The 23,177-nt window shown below is 43.3% G+C and carries 15 protein-coding genes; 6 read left to right on the forward strand and 9 right to left on the reverse strand.

Annotated features, from left to right (window positions below; genetic code table 11):
• Positions 1-129 precede the first annotated feature (129 nt).
• Positions 130-1,929: a threonine--tRNA ligase gene (gene thrS, locus IM515_RS01855; RefSeq protein WP_287629488.1), complete on the forward strand. Its 1,800-nt coding sequence runs from the start codon at positions 130-132 to the stop codon at positions 1,927-1,929.
• A 59-nt stretch (positions 1,930-1,988) separates the two neighbouring features.
• Here the strand turns inward: thrS and IM515_RS01860 are convergent, their stop codons facing one another.
• Entirely contained in the window at positions 1,989-2,285 is a 297-nt protein-coding gene (locus tag IM515_RS01860; RefSeq protein WP_002743720.1) for a DUF7219 family protein, read from the reverse strand.
• A gap of 336 nt (positions 2,286-2,621) precedes the next feature.
• Here IM515_RS01860 and purC point away from each other — a divergent pair, with 336 nt between their 5' ends.
• On the forward strand, positions 2,622-3,347 hold the full coding sequence (gene purC, locus IM515_RS01865; protein WP_287629489.1) for a phosphoribosylaminoimidazolesuccinocarboxamide synthase: 726 nt from the start codon (positions 2,622-2,624) through the stop codon (positions 3,345-3,347).
• A gap of 113 nt (positions 3,348-3,460) precedes the next feature.
• On the forward strand, positions 3,461-4,060 hold the full coding sequence (gene coaE, locus IM515_RS01870; protein ID WP_287629490.1) for a dephospho-CoA kinase: 600 nt from the start codon (positions 3,461-3,463) through the stop codon (positions 4,058-4,060).
• Positions 4,061-4,156: 96 nt separating this feature from the next.
• Here coaE and IM515_RS01875 read toward each other — a convergent pair whose 3' ends face one another.
• On the reverse strand, positions 4,157-4,987 hold the full coding sequence (locus tag IM515_RS01875; protein ID WP_002768388.1) for an energy-coupling factor transporter transmembrane component T family protein: 831 nt from the start codon (positions 4,985-4,987) through the stop codon (positions 4,157-4,159).
• 237 nt (positions 4,988-5,224) lie between these two features.
• Positions 5,225-7,393 (reverse strand): transglycosylase SLT domain-containing protein, encoded by a 2,169-nt coding sequence (locus tag IM515_RS01880; protein WP_287629491.1) that lies wholly within the window; start codon positions 7,391-7,393, stop codon positions 5,225-5,227.
• Between the two features lie 209 nt (positions 7,394-7,602).
• Between IM515_RS01880 and cysC the strand changes: the two genes are divergently transcribed.
• Positions 7,603-8,148: an adenylyl-sulfate kinase gene (cysC, locus tag IM515_RS01885; RefSeq protein WP_287629492.1), complete on the forward strand. Its 546-nt coding sequence runs from the start codon at positions 7,603-7,605 to the stop codon at positions 8,146-8,148.
• Positions 8,149-8,535: 387 nt separating this feature from the next.
• Positions 8,536-10,263, forward strand: a complete 1,728-nt coding sequence (locus tag IM515_RS01890; protein ID WP_287629494.1) for an ABC transporter ATP-binding protein — start codon at positions 8,536-8,538, stop codon at positions 10,261-10,263.
• A 443-nt stretch (positions 10,264-10,706) separates the two neighbouring features.
• Here IM515_RS01890 and IM515_RS01895 read toward each other — a convergent pair whose 3' ends face one another.
• The 5 genes from IM515_RS01895 to IM515_RS01915 form a co-directional block, all read right to left on the reverse strand.
• Positions 10,707-11,657 (reverse strand): NAD-dependent epimerase/dehydratase family protein, encoded by a 951-nt coding sequence (locus IM515_RS01895; RefSeq protein ID WP_287629496.1) that lies wholly within the window; start codon positions 11,655-11,657, stop codon positions 10,707-10,709.
• Positions 11,658-11,906: 249 nt separating this feature from the next.
• Positions 11,907-12,956, reverse strand: a complete 1,050-nt coding sequence (gene hemE / locus IM515_RS01900) for a uroporphyrinogen decarboxylase (RefSeq protein WP_287629498.1) — start codon at positions 12,954-12,956, stop codon at positions 11,907-11,909.
• Between the two features lie 80 nt (positions 12,957-13,036).
• The gene (locus IM515_RS01905) at positions 13,037-15,265 is read right to left on the reverse strand and encodes a heavy metal translocating P-type ATPase (protein ID WP_287629500.1); all 2,229 of its coding nucleotides are present in this window, start codon (positions 15,263-15,265) and stop codon (positions 13,037-13,039) included.
• A 183-nt stretch (positions 15,266-15,448) separates the two neighbouring features.
• A complete protein-coding gene (locus IM515_RS01910) occupies positions 15,449-16,663 on the reverse strand; it encodes an S-layer homology domain-containing protein (RefSeq protein ID WP_287629503.1) in 1,215 nt (404 codons plus the stop codon).
• 30 nt (positions 16,664-16,693) lie between these two features.
• Positions 16,694-17,917, reverse strand: coding sequence for an NAD(P)/FAD-dependent oxidoreductase (locus IM515_RS01915; RefSeq protein WP_287629505.1), 1,224 nt, complete (start codon positions 17,915-17,917; stop codon positions 16,694-16,696).
• A gap of 253 nt (positions 17,918-18,170) precedes the next feature.
• Here IM515_RS01915 and IM515_RS01920 point away from each other — a divergent pair, with 253 nt between their 5' ends.
• A complete protein-coding gene (locus tag IM515_RS01920) occupies positions 18,171-19,358 on the forward strand; it encodes a glycosyltransferase (protein WP_287629507.1) in 1,188 nt (395 codons plus the stop codon).
• Between the two features lie 516 nt (positions 19,359-19,874).
• Here IM515_RS01920 and IM515_RS01925 read toward each other — a convergent pair.
• Positions 19,875-22,838 carry a CHAT domain-containing tetratricopeptide repeat protein gene (locus IM515_RS01925; protein ID WP_287697839.1) on the reverse strand — a complete coding sequence of 988 codons (2,964 nt, stop codon included), beginning with the start codon at positions 22,836-22,838 and terminating at the stop codon, positions 19,875-19,877.
• Between the last annotated feature and the right edge of the window lie 339 nt (positions 22,839-23,177).

A 23,177-nucleotide genomic window follows, 5' to 3' on the forward strand; every position in this document is an offset into this window, starting at 1 on the left:
AATAGAGATGAGGGGTTAGAGGTTAGAGATGAGGGGAAATAGCATTGATATCTATCCTGATTTTTTTCCTGACTAAAGACTCCTTTTACTATTAAAATAGAGAATAGAGAAGGTGTAAATTGAAGAGATATGGATAACCAAGCCCCGATTAAACTACCGAAAACCAGCGAATCCGACCACCTCAAGCGCATTCGTCACACCACCTCCCATGTTATGGCCATGGCGGTGCAGAAATTATTCCCGCAAGCCCAAGTTACTATCGGGCCTTGGACTGAAACTGGATTTTACTACGATTTTGATGTGCCGGAACCTTTTACTGATAAGGATCTCAAGGACATCAAAAAAGAGATGGTCAAAATTATCAATAAAAAACTGCCGGTGATTCGCGAGGAAGTTTCTCGGGAAGAGGCGGAAAAGCGCATTAAAGCGATTAATGAACCCTATAAGCTGGAAATTCTGGCGGGAATTCAAGAACCCATCACCCTTTATCATCTTGGGGACGCTTGGTGGGATTTGTGCGCCGGTCCGCATCTAGACAATACAAGTGAACTAGACCCGAAAGCGATCGAATTAGAGACGGTAGCGGGTGCTTATTGGCGCGGGGATGAGAATAAAGCCCAATTACAGCGCATTTACGGCACAGCCTGGGAAAATCCCCAACAATTAGCCGAATACAAGCGCCGTAAGGAAGAGGCACTGAAACGCGACCATCGGAAATTAGGCAAAGAATTAGGTTTATTTATTTTCTCTGATTCTGTCGGGCCGGGGTTGCCTTTATGGACACCGAAAGGAACTTTAATTCGTTCTTTGTTAGAAGATTTTCTGAAAAAAGAACAGTTAAAACGCGGTTATTTACCCGTAGTTACTCCCCATATTGCTCGCGTCGATTTGTTTAAAATTTCCGGTCACTGGCAAAAGTACAAAGAAGATATGTTTCCCATGATGGCAGACGATGAGGAATCTGCTAGTAAGGAAATAGGATTTGTCCTCAAACCGATGAACTGTCCTTTTCATATTCAAATCTATAAAAGTGATTTGAGATCCTATCGGGAATTGCCGATGCGTTTGGCAGAATTCGGGACAGTTTATCGTTACGAACAATCGGGAGAATTGGGAGGATTAACTAGAGTTCGCGGTTTTACAGTCGATGATTCCCATTTGTTTGTCACTCCCGAACAATTAGACAAGGAATTTTTAAGCGTTGTTGATTTAATTTTGACGGTGTTTAAGAGTTTACAATTAAAGAATTTTAAGGCGCGATTGAGTTTTCGTGACCCCGAATCGGATAAGTATATCGGTTCCGATGAAGCTTGGGAAAAGGCACAATCAGCGATTAGAAAAGCGGTGCAAACTTTGGGGATGGATTATTTTGAAGCTCCTGGAGAAGCGGCTTTTTATGGTCCAAAATTAGACTTTATTTTCCAAGATGCTCTCGAAAGAGAATGGCAGTTAGGAACGGTACAAGTAGATTATAATTTACCCGAACGTTTTGAATTAGAATACGTTGCCGAAGATGGTAATCGTAAACGTCCAGTGATGATTCATCGCGCACCTTTTGGTTCTTTGGAACGTTTAATCGGTATTTTAATCGAAGAATACGCAGGCGATTTTCCTCTTTGGTTAGCCCCTGTCCAGATACGATTATTACCGGTTAGTGATACTCAATTGGATTACGCTAAAGAGGTGACAGTGAAAATGCAGTTGTTAGGAATTCGCGCCGAAACCGATACCAGTGGCGAACGTTTGGGTAAAATGATTCGCAATGCTGAAACCGCAAAAATACCCGTGATGGCAGTGGTGGGGGCAAAAGAAATGGAAAGTAATAGTTTAAGTATTCGCACCCGTGCCACGGGCGATTTAGGAGTAATTAGCGTCGAGGAAGTGGTGGCAAAATTAGAAACTGCCATCCAAAATCACGGTAATTTTTAAGCGTTTGCTCATCTAATTCTATGGGGCAGAAAATATTTCTGTCCCAGCATTTTTTTCCTTTAGGTATCATCATCTTTTTGAAAGGGATTTTCCCCAATGCCTAGGCCTTTTTTGCTCTGTTTTAAGTCTTTCCAGAGGGCTTTAATTTTTTGGTAGGCTTCTAGAGAACTGATTTTGCCCCCCGTTTCCAGATTACAAATAAAACTGACTTTTTGGGCAAATTCCTGTAAATTGGCGTTAAATAGCAAGTTTTCTGGTTTAAATTCTCCATAGTAGGGGGCGCGAGGATAGAGAAAATCCTCCTTGCGGCGATCGGGGAGATTCGGGTTATCATCGTTAGGAGGATTCTGGTTCATAGGGCGATGGCGGGTAATTGTGCGGAATTTCTTTAGATTTTTCGGTAATGGTAATGGGAGATAATATCAATTGTTGGCTATGATTGAGGATTTAAGTAAAAACTTGGCTGATTCGCCAAAAGTTGACCCCTGGTATCGTGACAGTTTTTGGTTATAGGTTAAGGTTCGGTCGCCAAATGTTGGCATTTATCTTTAAGCTGCAATTATACATTATTTTTCTCAACGATCATCTACCCAATGATAGAGACTTTTTGTCTGGGTTGATCGCCAAAATTTACTGATGCCACTATCTGATTGACTATCGATTTTCTTCTATCAATGCCGAGGATGATAACTATGGAAAAACTCTATGAAGGTAAGGCCAAAATTCTCTATCAAACCGATGATCCTGATATTCTCCTCACTTATTACAAAGACGATGCCACCGCTTTTAATGCCCAAAAACGCGGGCAAATTGTCGGTAAAGGGGAAATTAACTGTACTGTCTCCACTGCCCTATTTCAATGGTTAGAATCCCTAGGAATACCTACCCATTATATCGATCGCCCTAGTTCTAGGGAAATGCGCGTCAAGGCGATTAAAATTATTCCTTTGGAGGTAGTAGTCAGAAATATCGCCGCCGGGAGTTTGTGCAAGCAAACGGGATTAGAGGAGGGGAAAGTATTACCTTTTCCTCTTGTAGAATTTTACCTCAAGGATGATGCTTTGGGCGATCCTTTGTTAACAACCGATCGCATAAAAGTAATTGATATTGCCAGGGAGGAGCAAGTCAATCAGTTACGAGATTTAGCCCTGAAAATCAATCAATATCTACAAGAATTTTTTGATAAGTGCCAGATTATTCTCGTCGATTTTAAGTTAGAATTTGGAGTTGATAAAACGGGCAAAATTTATCTAGGTGATGAAATTAGCCCCGATACCTGTCGTCTCTGGGATAAAACCCAAGAGGATGCCCAAGCGCGCATTCTTGATAAGGATCGTTTTCGTCGCGATTTAGGAGATGTGGAAACTGCCTATCAACAAGTACAAACAAGAGTTTTACGACAGATAGAGAGTTTATAACTGTGGGGTGTGTTAGCGAGCGCGTAACGCACCTTAGATAGAGAGTTTATAACCGTAGGGTGTGTTAGCGAGCGCGTAACGCACCTTAATTGAGATTAGCAATTTAATAATTTATGTCGAGAAGAATTATTGGGTTAACAGGGGGAATAGCTTGTGGTAAATCCACGGTTTCTCATTATTTAGAAAATATCTACAAAATTCCCGTCCTTGATGCGGATATGTATGCTCGGGAAGCAGTGGAAAAAGGTTCGGCAATTTTAGAGAGAATTTTGGCGCGTTATGGCAGAAAAGTTAAAACTGAGGATAATTCCCTTAATCGCCAACAGTTAGGAGAGATTATTTTTAATAATCCCGAGGAAAAAATCTGGTTAGAAAGTCAGATTCATCCCTACGTTAGAGAATGTTTTAAGCGGCATTTAGAGCAGTTAGAAGCCCCGATAGTTGTTTGTTCTATTCCTTTATTATTGGAAGCTAAATTAACCCATTTAGTCACAGAGATTTGGGTGGTTTCCTGCGGTTTAGAGCAACAAATTCAACGCTTAATGAGTAGAAATAACTTAACTAGGGAACAAGCGATCGCTCGGATTAATAATCAAATGCCTTTAGCCGAAAAAATTGCCTTAGCTGATATTGTTTTGGACAATTCCGGGGATTTAGAAGCTTTATATACCCAGATCGATCGAGCTATAAGTAGCTGGTTAGAATTAAATTGAAGATAGATTTTGGGTTCGATCCCCCCTTAATCCCCCCTTGATAAGGGGGGAAACTGATAGTTTTTAACACCTAACTACTTACAATAGGGATTAATTTTAAAACAACCAGGCAAATTTTCCCACCCCGAATTTTACATAGAGAATAATTGCCAAAACCAATAAAAATAGAAAGCCAATAATTAATAAATAGTCTTTATTGGTTAAGATTGATTCCTGTAAAAATGTGCGATCGGGATCACCAGAGAAAGCTTTAGCTTGTAAAACTACTTCTAATTTTTGCGATTTAGCCATAGCGTTTAAAATTAAAGGTACAGCGATGGAAGCATAAATTTTTCCTTTTTGCAACCAACCCATTTTTTCTATTGCTAATCCTCGTAATCTTTGAGCAGAAATAATCGATCGAGATTCTTCTACTAGGAGAGGAAATAAACGCAGGGTAGAGGAAAAAATAAAGACTATTTTGTAGGGAATTCTGGCCTTAGTTAAACTCACCATCATCTGATTTATATCGGTGGTAAAAATAGCGAGGGGAATAATTAAAACCATCGTGAGAGTTTTAAAGATCACATTTAAACCGTAGAGGGTTCCCTCGATAGTCATTTTAGTAGAACCGACAGTTAATAAGGGAGTTAATTCAGTTTTTCCCGTTAAAGCTTTTACCTGTTCCACATTAAAAAATCCCATGGTAATTAATAAGAATAGATAAAAAGGAGCCATGAATTTTAAAATAGTGAAGAGATAAGACCATTTTACCCCCGCCCAGAGACAAGCTAAAGCGACAATAAGAGTTAGAAAACCGCCAGCGAGGGGACTTTCCCAAGTAAAAGCGATGAGAGTAACCACGATCATCATGGTTAATTTTGTCCGAAAATCTAGGCGAGTAAAAGGAGAATCTCGATCAACGGTTTGCCAGTTAAATGATTGCATAATCAGGAAAAAAGTTAGTAAGTAGCTAGGTGTTAAAAACTGTCAGATGCCCCCCTTATTAAGGGGGGATTAAGGGGGGATCAAGGGGGGATTAAGGGGGGATCAAGAACGTAGGTTGGGTTGAAGCATGAAACCCAACGCCCGATTATGTTACGCTACCGCTAACCCATCCTACAAATAATTGTGCCTCCCTACTTACTTAAGGGAATGAGTTAATCACCCATCCCCATTAATCAACTAGGAAGGGTTAGCAACTCTCTTCATTTGCTCTTGAATTTCGGGGTTATAAATCTGGAGATAATTCCAATAATTACCAAACACCGATTCTATATAACCCTTAGTTTCTCTAAAGGGAATATTCTCAACAAATTCATCGTGATCGCTAAAATCAAAACGCTGTCTCCATTTGGAAACTGCCCCAGGTCCAGCGTTATAACTAGCCACGGCAAAAAGTGAATTTCCGGCGAATTTGCCGTGGGTATAATCGAGATACCATGTCCCCATCATAATGTTATCTTCGGGATTAGTTAAAGAATAACTTTTATTGCCAGTATTACCCGCGATATATTTACCCGTATCGGGCATAATTTGCATTAATCCCACTGCCCCCACAGGAGAACGGATTTCTTTTTCAAAGCGGGATTCTTGCCGGATTAAAGCCGTCACTAGCAGGGGATTCAATTGTCTATCTTTTGACCATTGTAGGATACTATCGTAGTAGGGGAAAGGGAATAAAGCGTGCCAGTATTTATCATTTTGTCGCAGGACTTTCCATGCTTCCCTTTCCTCCGGGGTATCTCTTTCTCGCAAGCGCCAAATCAGGTTAATTCCTTCTAAATTTTGATTGCGAGAGAGTTTATAGACACCGAGGTTAAATTGTTCGTCAACGGTTAAATTCCAAGGATCGACAATTTCTGCTTGGAAGAGATTCCAAGCGTCCGTATCTTCACCAATTCGATATAATTCCTTGAAAGCTTCCGAACCGGCGGGGGGATCGTTACGGGTGGCGGGTTTGACGGTGGTAGGATTATAGGAGCGGACAGTGGTAAAATCTCCCACGTCCCAACCTAATAAAACCGCCGAGCGCCAAGCATAATAGGAATGGGGATGACGAGAAATAGTGTAGGTAAAAGCTTGTTTTGCTTCTTGGTTTTTGCCCAGTTTTTGCGCCCATTTTCCCACCCAAAAAGCCGCTTTCGGGGCAATTTGACTATCGGGATTATTAACCGCAATTGGCTGCGCCCACTGCCACGCCTTGGCGTAATCACCGGATTTAGCGGCTCTTTGGGCCATTAACCAGCGATAATCGGCGGCTTCGTCGGATTTTGGGTATTTATTTAATAAAGTCTGCCATGTTTGACTAGCGGCCTGGGCATTAGTTGAGTTGAGTAATTTGGCTTTCGCTTCCAAAGCTTCCGGAGCGCGATCGGGAAATTGCTTGACAATGCGATCGAGATATGCTATGGCATCGCGGTTAGGAGAAATTTGGGCGAGTCGCAGTAATCCCAAACCGGTTTCTGAGGCTTGGGGATAGGTTTTAATTAATTTTTGGTAAGCGCTGCGAGCTTCTGGCAGTTTTTTGGCAATTTGTAGCCCGCGGGCGTAACGATAGGCTTGTTCGGGGCTAGGAGCGGCTTTAGCGTAGGCTTTATAGGCTTTTTCGTACAATCCCGACTGCCAATAACCCGCCCCAATCATTGCCCAATCCGCCGGAGTTAACTGATTGGCGTAGTCTTTCACCAAACGATCGCGAGCCTGATTGAGAGTAGGATCAAAAGGATTAGCCTTGGCTAACTGCAACCATAAGGGAAATTGATCGGGATTTTCTTGAAGACGTTGGCGAATTAAAGCCAAAGTACGCGGGTGTCGGGGGTATTCCTTGAGCAATTTCTCATAATAGCTGGGGTCGTATTTGCCCAAAGAGTAGTAAGCTTCCGCCACTACGGGCGATTGGGGATAGGTTTCCAGTAATTTTTGCCAAATTTCTTGCGCTTTTTCACTGTCGTTGGTTAATTCGTAGGCGCGTCCCTGTTTGAGGAGAATCTGGGGAGCGAGAACAGGATATTGTTTTTCTAAGCCTTCTAATTGTTTTAAAGCCGGACCGCCTTCATATTTTCTCAATAAATCCATAGCCAAGAGATAGCGGGCGCGACTACGATCTAAAGAGGGCGCGTCGGCATCAGCAACATCTTTTAACTTGACATCTCGCTCGGTTTGTGGTAAGGAAGCGCTATCAACCACGGCAGAGGGTTGGTTAGTATCTTGACTAGGAACCGAAGCACTATTGCGATCGAGCCAAGCGAGAATTTTCGGGTGAAAGAGAAAGAGACTGGTGAGAGTAAAAAGCGCAACCCCAGAACCTAGTCCAAGAATGAGCGGGGTGTGAGGGGGGAATTTCTTAAACATTACCTTATTAAAGACAGCAACTCAACATACATTATCAATGATCGTGGTGACAGGTTGTTTGTTTCAATCAGGTTGGGGGTTGTTCAGTTATCAGTAAGCAGTTATCAGTAATCAGTGAACTGAAAACTCCCATCTGATCACTGGTAACTGATCACTGATCCCTGAGATATGGTACGCTAAACAGGATTTAAGTATTATTAATGATTGCTATGAAACAGCGCGGCGTGACGGTTTGGTTAACAGGATTGAGCGGTGCGGGGAAAAGCACGATTACCGAGGCATTACAGGCAAAATTAATCGCTGAAGGTTATTCCATTGAAGTTCTCGATGGCGATATAGTGCGGACGAACCTCACCAAAGGTTTAGGATTTAGTAAAGAGGATCGCGATGAAAATATCCGTCGCATTGGTTTTGTGTCTAATTTGCTCACCCGTCACGGTGTAATTGTCCTAGTTTCGGCTATTTCTCCCTATCGCGAGATTCGCGAAGAAGTACGGGGAAAAATCGGCAATTTTGTCGAAGTTTTCGTGAATGCTCCCTTAAGCGTCTGTGAGAAGCGCGATGTGAAAGGATTATATAAAAGAGCGCGTGCTGGCGAAATCAAGTCTTTTACGGGAATTGATGATCCCTATGAACCACCTTTTAACCCAGAAGTGGAATGTCGCACTGATTTAGAGACTTTAGAGGAAAGTGTCGCCAAAGTCTGGAACAAATTGACGGAATTAGGCTACATTCATCAAGCTGTGGCGGTTTAATCACAAAATAACTTTGTATTATTGGAAAATATCGTAGGGACGTGGACTAAAAACGTCTCTACACCCCGATTAACCCCTTAGGCAAATTTGTTAGTTAATCTCCTTTTCTTCAGTACCTAAGCAAGGTTAATTATACCTCTCAGTTAACCTCTGGCCAAAGTGCAAGAGTGCCTAAACAGTGATCAGTAAACAGTAAACAGTAAGTAGGGAGGCACAATTATTTGTAGGATGGGTTAGCGGTAGCGTAATCCATGGGTGTGTTGGGTTTCATGCTTCAACCCAACCTACGTTCTGATAACTGATAACTGATAACTGATAACTGATAAATGTCTCGACTAGCAAATTAATTTTGCAGGAATACTTAATATTTAAAGGCGCTAAATTATTTTGAAATCTCGCTCTAGTTATTGGAATCTCATTCCCTATCTCCGTCCCCAAACCCAAACAATTATTTTGGCGTTCATCTGTACGATCGGATTTACGGTGTTTTGGCCGATTTTAGCCTGGTTAGCTGGACAAATGGCCAGATATATCGGTGAGGGAAATGTGCAAGCATTGGCGACACTTTCGGGGGTGGGAGCAGTGGTTTTTTTACTGCGGGGAATGTCTCAGTATGGGCAAGATTCCCTGATGGCAAAAGCTTCTTTAAAAATTGCCCTAGAATTAAGAAAAAAAGTTTATGCACACCTGCAAACCCTCGGTTTAAATTACTTTGAAACGGCAAAAACTGGTGATTTATCCTATCGTTTAACGGAAGATATCGATCGCATTGGGGAAGTAATTAACAAATTTTTCCATGATTTTATTCCCTCAGCCTTACAGTTAATTGTCGTCTTTGCCTATATGTTTATTGTTAACTGGCAATTGACGATCGCTGTCATTATTATCGCTCCTTTGTTAGGAGTTTTGGTGGGATTTTTTGGGGAAAAATTATTACAATATGCTCGTCGCGCCCAAGCGAAAATATCTAACCTTTCTGCGTTATTAACCGAAGTTTTTGGCGGTATTCGTGTAGTGCAAGCTTTCGCTGCTGAAGATTATCAAACCGAGCTTTTTGCTCAAGAAGCGGAGGAAAATCGCCGCGCTCAATACCTATCGGAATCCACCAAAGCTTTACAATACGTCGTGGTGGGATTTTTGCAAGCGATGGGAGTTATCTTTTTATTCTTCCTTGCGGGTTGGCAAATTTCCCAAAAGAATTTAACTGGTGTTGAGTTTGTTAGTTATGTGGCGGCGGTGGCTATGTTAATCGATCCTATCGCCCATATTACCAGTAATTATAATCAATTTAAACAGGGTCAAGCCTCCATGGATCGGATTTTTGAATTGTTAGCTATTTTGCCAACAATTACCGAAAAACCGAATGCGATCGAGTTGCCATCCCATAGCAAAGAAGTTGAATATTGTCAAGTAAATTTTTATTACAATGAGGACAGACAGGTTTTAAAAAATATTAATTTTACTGCACACGCTGGCGAAATGATTGCTTTAGTGGGAGCATCGGGAGCGGGAAAAACCACTTTAGTTAATCTTTTATTGCGTTTTTATGACCCCACTTCTGGCAAGATTTTAATCGATGGGGTGGATATTCGTGATGTGACTTTAAAAAGTCTCCGGCGACAAATTGGCGTAGTTTTACAGGAAAATATTCTCTTTTCTGGTACTATAGCCCAAAATATCGCTTTTGGCCAGGGAGATTTTAATCTGCAAGAGGTGGAAAAAGCGGCAAAAATTGCCAATGCTCATCAATTTATCAGTGAACTTTCTCAGGGTTACTATACCTATGTGGGAGAAAGGGGTGTTAATTTATCGGGTGGACAAAGACAAAGAATCGCCATTGCGCGAGCAGTTTTATCTAATCCGAGGATTTTAATCTTAGATGAAGCGACTTCGGCGCTCGATTCGGAATCGGAAGCTTTAGTGCAGGAAGCTTTAGAAAGAATTATGACGGAGCGCACGGTATTTGTTATTGCTCACCGATTAGCAACTGTCAGAAAAGCTAACCGTATTTTAGTCTTAGAAAAGGGTGAAATTATCGAAGTGGGTAATCACGAGGAGTTATTAAATCTTAATGGTCGTTACGCTCAATTTCATGCTAGACAATTTCAAGATTAGTCTATTTGGCGTTAAGAGTTGGGCGTTATTTCTGATTTTATCATTCAAGCCAAGTTTTTGGGGGGTTCTACCCCCCAAACCCCCCGTTGGGGGCGTGGCGCCGCCCCCAAACCCCCCGCGCATTAGTTTTTCGGTGGGATGCTTACACGCGGTTGTTCATACACTTGTACTAATTTAAGAGTCACCGATAGAGCAGTTATCTTAATGGTGAGGTAGGAAGTTTTCGTTTTGGGGAGTCATACCAAATCCGTTGAGTAACGCACAGAAAACGGGTTTCTCGGAGAAACCCGTTTTCTACTCATGCAAAAGGCAAAACGGAGAATAAATAATCAGTTTTTAATAACTGGATTTAGTATCAGTCGCGGAATTAGGTTAGACTTCGTCTTTAGGGAAACGCTGTAAGTATCCAGACAGAATTAATTATAGATATTTTTCCGTTCCCTCTACTTAGGGTTTTTTCGGGGAATTCCTCGCAAGGTTAAAACATCATCGAGGGTGGAACAATAGTTTTTTAAACCAAAATCAGCCGGGGTATAGGTTTTAATGTGGGTGAAGTGGCGATAATTCATGGCAAAACGGTCCCATGCTTCCATCTGCAAGTTAAAAACTTTGATAAAAAAGTTAGCAATGGTTAAAGATAAAGGAATGCGAAAATAGATTTTTTTGTTTAAATAAGTGCAGATTTCCTCCACTGCTTGGTTAGCTGTTGTGCGTTGATTGCCTAGGACAATTTTGCTTTCTGGTGCGGGATTTTCGATTAAATAATTCACCACTTGAGCTATATCTTTAGCATGGATAAAATGAAAACTGCCATCAGCTTGAAACCAACGCACTAAACCGATATATTTCAACACATCCGGTAAACCGCCATAGATATGAGAATAGGGTTTATTTTCGTCACCACCTAAGACAAAAGTGGGGTATAAAGTAATAATTTTATCGGCGATTTTTAGGTCAGTAAACTTACTATAACAAATATATTTAGTGCGGATATAATTAGTTCCTATCTCCCCAGCTTCCGGTAAAGGTTGATTATTTTGATTGAGAATGCTGGCAGTGGAAAAGTAGAGGACTTTCTCGCAGATTTGAGCATCTAAATAACTAATTAATTCTAGGGTTTTTACCACATTAATCTGATAACTTTCCTCCTCTCCTCCCCAACTGGTAGCGATTAAAACCGCTATATTCATTGTTTTTAAAAGCTCGGCATATACCTCGATATTTTCCATGTCGCCTAAAAGTATATGAACATTTGATCGCCCTTGGTAAGTAAATTTTAACTTCTCTGGATTACGCACTAAAAAATATAATTCATAGTCGGGATTTTCCAGTAAAATCTCAGCGATATAATGCCCAATACAGCCACTCACACCCGTTAGAAATATTTTTTTCATTATTTTAATTGATCCAGCAGAATTTAGGGGACAGTGTGAAAGTAAAAGTAAAAAGTAAAAACCGGTGTTGGGGTTTTAGGGTTTTGGGGTTTTAGGGTTTTGGGGTTTTAGGGTTTTAGGGTTTTAGGGTGTTGGGGTTTTAGGGTGTTGGGGTTTTAGGGTTTTAGGGTTTTAGGGTTTTAGTTGAATTTCCCCATTTCCCCATTCCCCCATTACCCCATTTCCCCATCCCCTGTTCCCTGAGTAACTTTATTGATAACTAAATCCTTTAGCAGTTTCAAAGAAGAAACGCACGTTATCTTCAGGAGTTCCCACCAAAACACCATGACCTAAATTAAGAATATGACCTTGATTACCCGCTTTACGAATAGTATCAATAATCCGCTCGCGAATAAAGGACTGGGAACCGAATAAAACCCCCGGATCGATATTACCTTGAACCATCATCGATTTACCTAAACGCTGTCTCGCTTCCGCCATATCGACAGTCCAATCGACGCTAATAATATCAACCCCCGATTTAGCCATTCTTTCCAAAACGCCGGCGCTGCCACTAATGTAGAGAATTAACGGTGTATCGGGATGAGTTTCTTTCACCAAACGAACTACTTTTTGTTGATAGGGTAAGGCAAAAACATCGTAATCTTGGGGAGTTAATTGACCCGCCCAAGAGTCGAACATTTGTACCACTTGCGCCCCACAATCGATTTGATAACGGACATAGGTGGCAATCATATCCGCTAATTTATCTAAAAATTGGTGCAGTACCGAGGGTTCCGAAAAAGCCATCCCTTTAATCACAGAATAACTTTTAGAACCTTTCCCTTCCACTGCGTATGCTGCTAAAGTCCAAGGCGCTCCGACAAAACCGAGGACAGTGGATTTATTTCCCACCTCTTGACGCAGGGTTTTTAAAATCGTTTTGATAAAAGGTAAAGACTGATCGGGATCGAGGGGATTAAGTTGGTCCACCTGCGCTTGAGTACGAATGGGAGAATCGATAATCGGCCCCTTACTTTCGATAATATCAAAGGGAATACCGATTCCTGCCAGGGGAGTGAGGATATCGGAGAACATGATCACCCCATCCGGTTGAAAAGCGCGCCAGGGTTGCAGGGAGATTTCGATCGCTAAATCGGCATTTTCTGATCTTTCCCGAAAACTGGGGTATTTATCCCGCAATTCTCGATAAATCTGCATATAACGTCCTGCTTGTCTCATCATCCACACGGGAGGACGGGGTAAGATTTCTCCTTTGGCAGCGCGTAATAAATAAGGTATTTCAGGGGAGTCAGTCATATCACGATGATTATTCTATTGCCTTTTCTACGGTATCATCCCCCGTACAGCTAATTTTTCTGGTTTTTCCTTAAGAATTGTTAACGCAAATTATCCCGCACCCTGGGATGAACTCGACGCAATCGTAAAGCATTTGTCACCACGGAAAGGGAACTTAAAGCCATGGCAGCACCGGCAATAATCGGATTGAGCAGAAAAGGATAGAGGATTCCAGCAGCGATGGGAATGGCAATCAAGTTATAAATAAAAGCAAAAAAGAGATTTTCTTTGATATTTCCCATTGTTGCCCGACTTAACTCAATAGCGGTCACAATTCCCTGTAAATCTCCCGAAATTAAGGTTATATCGCTTGCGGCGATCGCTACATCAGTCCCCGTGCCAATAGCAATACCTAAGTCCGCTTGTGCCAATGCGATCGCATCATTAATGCCATCGCCAACCATGGCGACAATTTTCCCTTTTTTCTGTAAATATTCGATTTTTTCAGCTTTTTGTTGGGGACGGAGTGCGGCAAAAAAGCGCCGGATACCCAACTCACTGGCGATCGCCTCTGCGGTTTCGAGGTTGTCCCCTGTCATCATCATCACCTCTAAGCCCATTTTTTTGAGCTTGGCGACCACTGAAGAAGAAAAAGGTTTTAAAACGTCGGAAATGGCAATCAACCCCTCTAAACCCCCGTTAACCGCTATCCAAGCCACGGTTTTTTTCTGCCACTCCCAATCGTGGGCGACTTTTTTAAGAACTTTTGTTTCGATCCCTTGACTTTCTAACCATTGTTGTGTACCGATTTGCACGAAATCTGACCCGACTTTCCCCTGCACTCCTGACCCGGTTATTGAGTCAAATTCAGTTACTTCTAGGGTTTTAATCTGGTTTAACTGCCCATATTTAACTATTGCTTCTCCTAACGGGTGTTCAGAATGATTCTCCACCGATACGACTAACTGCAGCAGCGATAATTCCCGTCCATCCCTCACCCCCTCGCGAGTCAAGAAGTCCGTCACCGTTGGTTTACCCTGGGTGAGAGTTCCCGTTTTATCGAGGACAATAGTAGTAATACCATAGGCTAATTCTAAACTTTCGGCATTTTTAATTAAAATTCCCTGTTTTGCCCCTTGTCCTGTTCCCACCATAATCGAGGTGGGTGTAGCTAATCCTAGCGCACAGGGACAAGCGATAATTAGGACTTCCACCATTGTAATCAAAGCGAGGGTGAGATTACCCGTGCGGAGAATCCAAAATAAGAAAGTTATTACCGCAATAATCATCACCACCGGCACAAAATAAGCAGTCACTCGATCGACTAATCTTTGTATAGGTGCTTTTGATGCTTGCGCGGTTTGCACTAATCGGACAATCTGAGCTAAAACCGTATCTTTTCCCACCCGTAACGCTTGCATTTGTAGGCTACCGGTTTTATTAATTGTCGCACCGATTACCTGTTGATTGACGGTTTTTCGCACGGGTAAACTTTCCCCCGTCACCATCGATTCATCAATGCTAGAACTGCCTTGGATAATTATGCCATCGACGGGAATTTTTTCCCCCGGACGCACTAAAATTATATCTCCTACCTTCACCTCTTCTATTGGTATATCTAGCGTCTGTTCTTCCCTAATTACCCTAGCAGTTTTTGCCTGTAATCCCATTAATTGTTTAATAGCGGCGGCCGTTTCTTTTCTGGCACGTTTTTCGAGGAAACGACCGAGTAAAATCAGAGTAATGACGATAGCTGATGCTTCGTAATAGACATGGGAATTAAACCCCTGTTTTTCGATAAAATCGCTCCCGAAGGTTAAAAACAGGGAATAAAAATAGGCGGCACTGGTTCCCAAAACTACTAAAGTGTCCATGGTAGCAGTGCGATTTTTAAAAGCTTTCCAAGCATTTTTATAAAAACTTTGACCACACCAAAATTGGACGGGAGTAGCGAGAGTTAATTGTAGTAAAGGATCGTGTAACCAATGGGGAATAAAAGATAGAGATAAACCCGTCATCATTGGTAAAGAACCGATAAAAAGTATGATACTAATAACAATAGCGATCGATAGTTTAGTGAGTAGTTCTTTTTCTGGCCTGGATTCGAGATTAATTTCTGTTATCGGTGTAGCCCAGAAACCGGCATCCCTAACTTTTGCTTGAATAGTGTTAAGATCGGTACGCTTGGGGTCATAGTCCACATCCACCTGTTCCATGCCAAAATTAACTTGACATCGAATCACTCCGGGGATAGATTTAATTATCCGCTCGATCGAATTAGCACAACCAGCGCAACTCATCCCGGCGAGTTTGAGAGTTTGATGGGTCATAATGTTAATAGCAGCGGAAGTCAGCAACAAAATCCCCTGCAGCAGAGTTATATCTTTAGGATAAAATATTCCCCTAGCTGCAGGGTCAAGAATCCTCTGTTAATTTTTCTGAATAGATATGAAGAAATGTCAAAAATAGTGCCTGTATTTTCCTGACACACCCTTAGTTTTTGTGGACAAATTTCAGTTAACCCCACTCTGTTGTGTATCTTGACCTTGCACAGCGTCGGCAGCGGAAACACCATCACCCTGAAAACCAAAATACCATAAAGTAGCGGCAGCTTCAGCGCGAGTTACTGGTCTTTTTGGCTGAAATAGGGTAGTAAAACCAAAAACTCGCCGAATATTAGCTTGTTCAGCATTTTGAAAATCGGCATAAAGAGCGCGCACCAGCTGCGGGTTAATTTTATTAGTATCCTGAAAACCCCAAGTATTTTTAATCGTATCAAGATTGGCGCTCGGTAAAGCTTTTCTGACATCTAATGGCACTTTCCAAGCGATTAAATCTTCCCGGGTTAAAGGAGCATTGGGACGGAATAAAATGGCGCTACTATCTCCCGTTAAAGGAGAGGGAATTAACCCCGCTTCTGCTAATCCTTGAATATAAATATAATCGGGATCGTTATTTTTAACATCACTAAAAGCTGGGGAACTATTGGCAGTAGCTACACGGATTTGTTTACCCGCTACATTAGCATAAATGGCATTATTAGCCTGTAACAACCAGCGAGCAAATTCTCGGCGCGTTATTGTATTATTAGGGTTAAACTGATTGTTATTACCTGTTAATACTCCTAATCTAGCTAAGTCTTGAATGTGGCTCTTTAAGGGATTAGGTAAGGATTCGAGATCGTTAAAACTGGTGGGATTAAGATTGGGTAACGGGGAGGGACTAAGGGAGGGACTAGGGGAGGGACTAGGGGAGGGACTAGGGGTTCCTATTGGACGATAATCGAGGCTATATTCGGTATTGGGAGAAGTGGCAGTTATGGTGATAGTTAACTCTAAATTATCTCGACGGGCCGTTAGGGTACTATTAACTCCTTCCCCAGAAAAGGGAGTAATAATTTCCCAATTATTATTAACTAATTCCTGTTGATAAAAAGCCTCGATCGCATTGCTGGGATCGTTGGATTGCCAACGGGTTTGTCCACCAGTATTATCAGGATTTGTCTGCACGGATAATAATTCTGATTGACTATATCGAGGAATTTCTGCGGGAAAATTTGCCGGTAATTGCCTGTTATTAGGAGAGTTTTCTGGTATGGGATTTGTTTGTAGATTAGGATCGGCAGCCAGACGATTTTCTAGGTCAGGATTGCCACTACAGGCTGCTAAAATGCCCAGCAGAGTGATAATTGTACTGTAGCGAATAAACTTACTCACGGTCTTTACCAATATTGTTTCCTTAGCTTTATCCTAGCTTATTTACTCAGGTTTTTGACTAGGAAAAATTTTGCGCCACCATTGACGTAATTTTCCCAACAGAAATCCTCCTAACCCTTTTGTGTATTTCTCAAATTTGTAGTAAAATAAAACGTCGATTATATCCTGGGTGGAAAGATACTTGAGATAGGATACTCCTTGATCTATACGCGCATCACTATATTCTAAATAAACTTTGCGACTGAGGCGATCGGATAAATTCCATTTGGGTTGAAAATATTCTTGCATCCGCTGTTGATAAGCGGCAAAATTACTCGATTTTCCCTGTAAATATTCTTCCATGTATTGACAAGCAATTTCGGCTCCTTTCATAGCATGGCGAATACCTTCCCCTCCTAAAAAGTTAACCGTAGAAACCGCATCACCAATCGCTATAATATTCGGTTCTTGATAATAAATATCTTGCAGATTGAGCGAATATTCTAAAATAGAACCATGGCTGTCAATTATATCACATTTCGAGAGATTCATGTAGGTTTGCATAATTTGTGTAATATAACTTTTTAAAGGCTTAACTTCAGGAATATAAGGATGTTCTCCCTCTAACCAAGCGGCTCCTATTTTTAATTGCCGATTATCCATAGGAAAAATCCAGCCATAACCTTTAGGACTCCATTTATGACCGAGAAAAAATACTAAATTATCTTGATACTTTTGATAATCTTCTTCTGGCACAGCAATTAAATATTCAATACCCACTGCTTTTAAAAAATCAGGTTTTTCTCGTCTATGTTTATACATAACTGCCCTAGCGTATCCCGTGGCATCAACCAATAAACGAGTAGTAACTGTCTCGATTTCCTCACCTTTTGATTTCAAGAAAACAGTTAGCTTATCCTCCATCTGTTGATATTTCAGATAACGACAACCTAAACGAACTTCTCCCCCCCAACGCAGCACTTCTGCGGCTAAAAACTCTCGCAATTTGGCAAAATCAAAAACTACCCCTAAAGGTTGCGGTGATGACCAAAAATGATGTATGCTAGTGGAGATAATTTCGATATTTTTCCAAAACCTAGCCACTACGGTTTCGGGGAGATTGAATTGTTCTAAAATTTCTAGGGGAGAAGCGGCACTAGAAAAGTTATTATCTTGCCAACTAGAATGTTGTTCCACTAAAAGAACACGATAACCTTTTTCACTTAATAATCTCCCACAGTGACCTCCCGCCGGTCCTCCCCCAATAATTACGACATCATAATCCATGATTTACTCCCTCGCCTAATTTTGCTAATTTGCCTCTATTTTACCCTAATTTGCCCTCTGTTAAACCCCAAACTTATGAAGCTGTTGTGCATCTAAATTTGATAAGTAGCTGGTTATAATTAAATTAAAAATGGATTTTAGGTTCGATCCCCCCTGCCCCCCTTAATAAGGGGGGTGTCTGACAACTTTTAACACCTACCTACTTACTCTTTTTGACCTGTTCCCTATTCCCTCATCGAAAGCCGACTAGCTTATGACATTTTTATTATTATTAGTTACTTTCCTATCGCTAATAATTTGGTTATATTTAATCTTAGCCAGGGGACAATTTTGGCTATCTAACCAAAAAATTAATTCTCTCACTTCTCCCTTAACAAATTATCCAAAAGTCTCGGCAATTATCCCCGCACGAAACGAAGCCGACGTTTTACCTATCAGTTTAACCTCCCTCTTTAACCAAGATTATCAAGGCGAATTTTCGATTGTTTTAATTGACGATCAAAGCAGTGATGGTACGGGAAAAGTTGCCCAAGAAATTGCTAAACAATCTCATAAATCTGACCAGATAACTATTATTTCTGGACAAGCTTTAGAGATAGGATGGACGGGTAAATTATGGGCAATGAAACAGGGAATAACAGAGGCTACCGAGAAATTTGCACCCGATTATTTTCTCTTCACCGATGCTGATATTGCCCACGCACCAGATAATTTAACCCAATTAGTTACTAAAGCAGTACAAGAAAAACAAGCTTTAGTTTCCCTGATGGTGTTGCTACGCTGTGACAGTTTTTGGGAAAAATTCCTCATTCCTGCCTTTGTTTTTTTCTTCGAGAAACTCTATCCTTTTCCCCTAGTTAATAACCCTAATTCCCCGATAGCAGCCGCCGCTGGGGGCTGCATTTTAATTCGCCGAGATATTCTAGAAAAAATTGGCGGTATTGATATTCTTAAACAAGCTTTAATTGATGATTGTTCTTTAGCGATTGCGGTTAAAAAATATCTGCAAAATCACCCCGAAAATAACGAGAGTTCCATCTGGTTAGGATTAACAGAAAGCACCTATAGTCTCCGTCCCTATCCCGATTTAGCCAGCATTTGGAATATGGTAGCCCGCACCGCCTTCACACAACTAAATTACTCAACACTTTGGTTAATCGGCACAATTTTCGGGATGTTTTTAACCTATTTAGCCGCCCCCTTGGGCTTAATCTGGGGATTGGTCTTAAAAGAAACATCAATTATCATAATTAGCGCCGTCACCTTATTACTAATCGCCCTCTCCTATAGCCCGACTTTAAGACTATATAAATTATCCCCCCTGCGGGCTTTAACTTTACCCCTAATTGCCCTCTTTTATAGTTTAATGACTGTGGATTCTGCCCTGCGTTATTGGCGCGGCCAAGGGGGAGGTTGGAAAGGGCGAGTTTATCCTAATTAGGGATTGCTGAATAATGGTAAAACCCTTTTAAAATAGGGCTTTTGACCTGTTAAAATTGGAACCTTTAAAAACCCAGCATTATCCTTTTACAGTACAATAATTAGTAGTAGGGTGCGCCCTTCGATAGCGTAACGCATCAAATAAATTAATGATAGATAAGAACTCTTGCAAATTAATTATATGTTATAATAAAGTTAAATTAATGATAGGTGTGGTGCGTTACGACGGATTGTTAGATTTAAGTTTAAGCAGAGATTATCGCCGTCTAACGCACCCTACGTTTTACTTGCAACGCACCAAATAAATTAATGATAGGTGTGGTGCGTTACGACGGATTGTTAGATTTAAGTTTAAGCAGAGATTGTCGCCGTCTAACGCACCCTACGTTTTACTTGCAACGCACCAAATAAATTAATGATAGGTGTGGTGCGTTACGACGGATTGTTAGATTTAAGTTTAAGCAGAGATTATCGCCGTCTAACGCACCCTACGTTTTACTAATTCCTAATTCATAATTTAAGGAAGTCCCAGACAGTAGAACGCCCCCCAGTAACGATAATCCTGAAAAGGCACTGCATCGGAAGCAAATTCGTCAAGCCACTTGATCAATTCGCCGATTTTCTGATAATTAGCCCCAGCAGCATTGACGTTGGGATCCTTAGTTTGGCGCAGTTGTTGCCAAGTCTGATAAGCCTGCTGATAATCGGCTGTCAAACGGTCCCGCCAGTCTTTTTGGCAAGTCTCCCGCAACGCTTGACGAGCCTGATGTAGAGCCGTTAAGCGTTCCTCTCCCGCCCGCCGTGCGCGATGGTACTCCCGGGAAAACAGCGCCGTAGCTAGATCAGCCACGGCCCAATGACTACTGATCACAGCACGAGCGCCCCCCAGCAGAAAGCCTGTACCTAAGCTGAGGGGTTCGTCCAGTAATTCCCGTCGCAGGTTTCCCTCTTCATCTCGGGAAGTGGCAAAACTGAGACCGGTTTCACAACAGGAGAGAAACACTTCCGACAATTCGGGAAAACGCCACAGGGGACTAAGTAAATCCCGGAGGGTGACTTTTTGCTCTTCGGCTAGGACGAGGTGGGAGTTGAGGGGATCATCGGCGCGGCTGGTGGCGTGGTGGCTGGAGAGCAAAGCCTGCACTTGTTTCAGCAATTGCAGATAAGAGTCGGGGGTGACTGTGCGCCCCTGTAGCCGCCGTTGGCGAGGCACGTTCCAGGTTTGGGCGACCCACTCACACTCTAGGGGAGTATAGGGCAAATCCTCTGTGGTGTTTTCCACAATCCCCAGGGTGTCGGGAGTCGGTTGCGATCGCTCTCGGCACAGTCCGAGAATTTTCGTACTGGGGACAAACTGAAGGCGAAAGCGATCGCCCAGTAGTTGACCTTGGGCGGTGGGTAGAAGGTCGAAGGGAATTTGGTGCAGGAACAGGTGGGGAATCAGAATTAACTCAGTGATGCCCTGGAGGTGCTGTTGGATGAGGGTGTCGAATTGCAGGCGGGTTGCCAGTTCTTGCAGACGAGTGGCCATAGCTTGGTGCCACTCATGCCGACGCTGCTGGCGGGATTGGGGGGTCTCTGCTTGATTAATCGCAATGTAGGGGATAACCCAGTTGACGACCAGCCAGTTTTGCAAGTCGTTGGCGGACTCCGGGGGATTGGGAATAGTGTGGCAGTTGACCCCTTCCCCGCCATCCTGGGCGGGGCGACGCAGGACAAAGATGTGGGTATGGGTGGCGGTGGTATAGAAGCTGAGGAGGGCAGTCTGGGGGGATGGAAGCAGCGCCGTTAGTTCATCGAGTCGGGGTTGGGGTTGGGGTTGCTGAAGTTGGGCGGTGATGGCATCAAAGCGGTAGAGAGCGTCCCAGGCTTGACGTTCGGCGGCTTCGGCGGCCTGGAGTTGTTCCGTGGCAAAGCTGGCGCGGGTGTTACCGATGGGGTAGGGTTGGGGTTTCTGGGTGAATCCGGGCTGGTCGAGGGGGTTTTGACGGAGTTGGGATTGGATCTGACGGCTTTCCTTAACCTGCTGATACCAGGCTTGGATCTCTGGGGGAACGCGCCCATCGGCGTAGAGGTCGCCCACAGCGATCAGGTCGGCGAGGCGTTTGGAGCGGGAACGTTCGACGGTTCGCAGCGCCAGGGAGAGATCGCCTTGGTTAACGGCGGCTTGGATCAGGTTTTCATAAACACCGATGGACTTGCGGACAATCTCTTGGCGAAGGGCTTCACTGGTTGCCCAGGCGCGGCTTTGTTCAACGGCTTCCACGGCGACGGTGTAGCCTTCTAAGGCAATGTCCCACCAACCCTGCCGGAAACCGAGATTGCCTAAGTTGCGCCCAGTTCTCAGGGTGTCAGCAGGTAAGAGAGCGGGGTTGAGAAAGGAAAGTGCTTCTCGATAATTGGCGATCGCCCGTTCTAGGTTGGCTACCGGCTCTTGACCCAGTTCGGCTTGGGTGTGGTAGGCTACGCCCAGATTAGTGAGGGTAGAGGCTAAATCCCTTTCTAATCCGGGTTGGCGGAAGATGGTGGTGGCTTCGGTGTAGGCAGCGATCGCCCGTTCTAGGTTGGCTACCGGCTCTTGACCCAGTTGGGCTTGGGTGCTGTAGGCTGCGCCCAGATTAGTGAGGGTTCCGGCTAAATCCCTTTCTAATCCCGGTTGGCGGAGGATGGTGGTGGCTTCGGTGTAGGTAGCGATCGCCCGTTCTAGGTTGGCTACCGGCTCTTGACCCAGTTCGGCTTGGGTGTGGTAGGCTACGCCCAGATTAGTGAGGGTAGAGGCTAAATCCCTTTCTAATCCGGGTTGGCGGCGGATGGTGGTGGCTTCGGTGTAGGCAGCGATCGCCCGTTCTAGGTTGGCTACCGGCTCTTGACCCAGTTGGGCTTGGGTGCTGTAGGCTGCGCCCAGATTAGTGAGGGTTTGGGCTAAATCCCTTTCTAATCCGGGTTGGCGGCGGATGGTGGTGGCTTCGTTGTGGTTGGTGATCGCACGTTCTAGGTTGGCTACTGGCTCTTGACCCAGTTCGGCTTGGAGGCTGTAGGCATTGCCCAGATTAGTGAGGGTTCCAGCTAAATCGCTTTCTAATCCCAGTTGGCGGCGGATGGTGGCGGCTTCAGTGCAGGCGGTGATCGCCTGTTCTAGGTTAGCCACCGGCTCTTGCCCCAGTCCGGCTTGGTTGAGGTTGGCTGTGCTCAGATTAGTCAGGGTTGTTGCTAAATCCCTTTCTAATCCCAGTTGGCGGCTGATGGTGGCGGCTTCGTTGTAGGCGGCGATCGCCCGTTCTAGGTTGGCCACCGGCTCTTGACCCAGTTCGGCTTGGTTGCCGTAGGCATTGCCCAGTTGATTGAGATTAGAGGCCAAGTACCTTTCTAATCCCAATTGGCGACAGATGGTAGCGGCTTCAGTGTAGGCAGCGATCGCGCGTTCTAGGTTAGCCACCGGCTCTTGCCCCAGTTGGACTTGGGTGAGGTAGGCTGTGACCATATTAGTGAGGGCTCCACCTAACTCTCTTTCTAATCCCAGTAGTTTTTAGTAGGGTGCGTTAGCGATAGCGTAACGCACCAAATAAATTAATGATAGATGTGGTGCGTTACGACGGATTGTTAGATTTAAGCTTAAGCAAAGATTGTCGCCGTCTAACGCACCCTACATTTTACCATTCTACTGTTTCATATTTTTACAGTGGTGCGTTACGACGGATTGTTAGATTTAAGTTTAAGCAGAGATTGTCGCCGTCTAACGCACCCTACATTTTACCATTCTACTGTTTCATATTTTTACAGTAGTTTATTAGTAGGGTGCGTTAGCGATAGCGTAACGCAC

This window comes from Microcystis sp. M44BS1, from assembly GCF_020244875.1.
Taxonomy (GTDB): domain Bacteria; phylum Cyanobacteriota; class Cyanobacteriia; order Cyanobacteriales; family Microcystaceae; genus Microcystis; species Microcystis panniformis.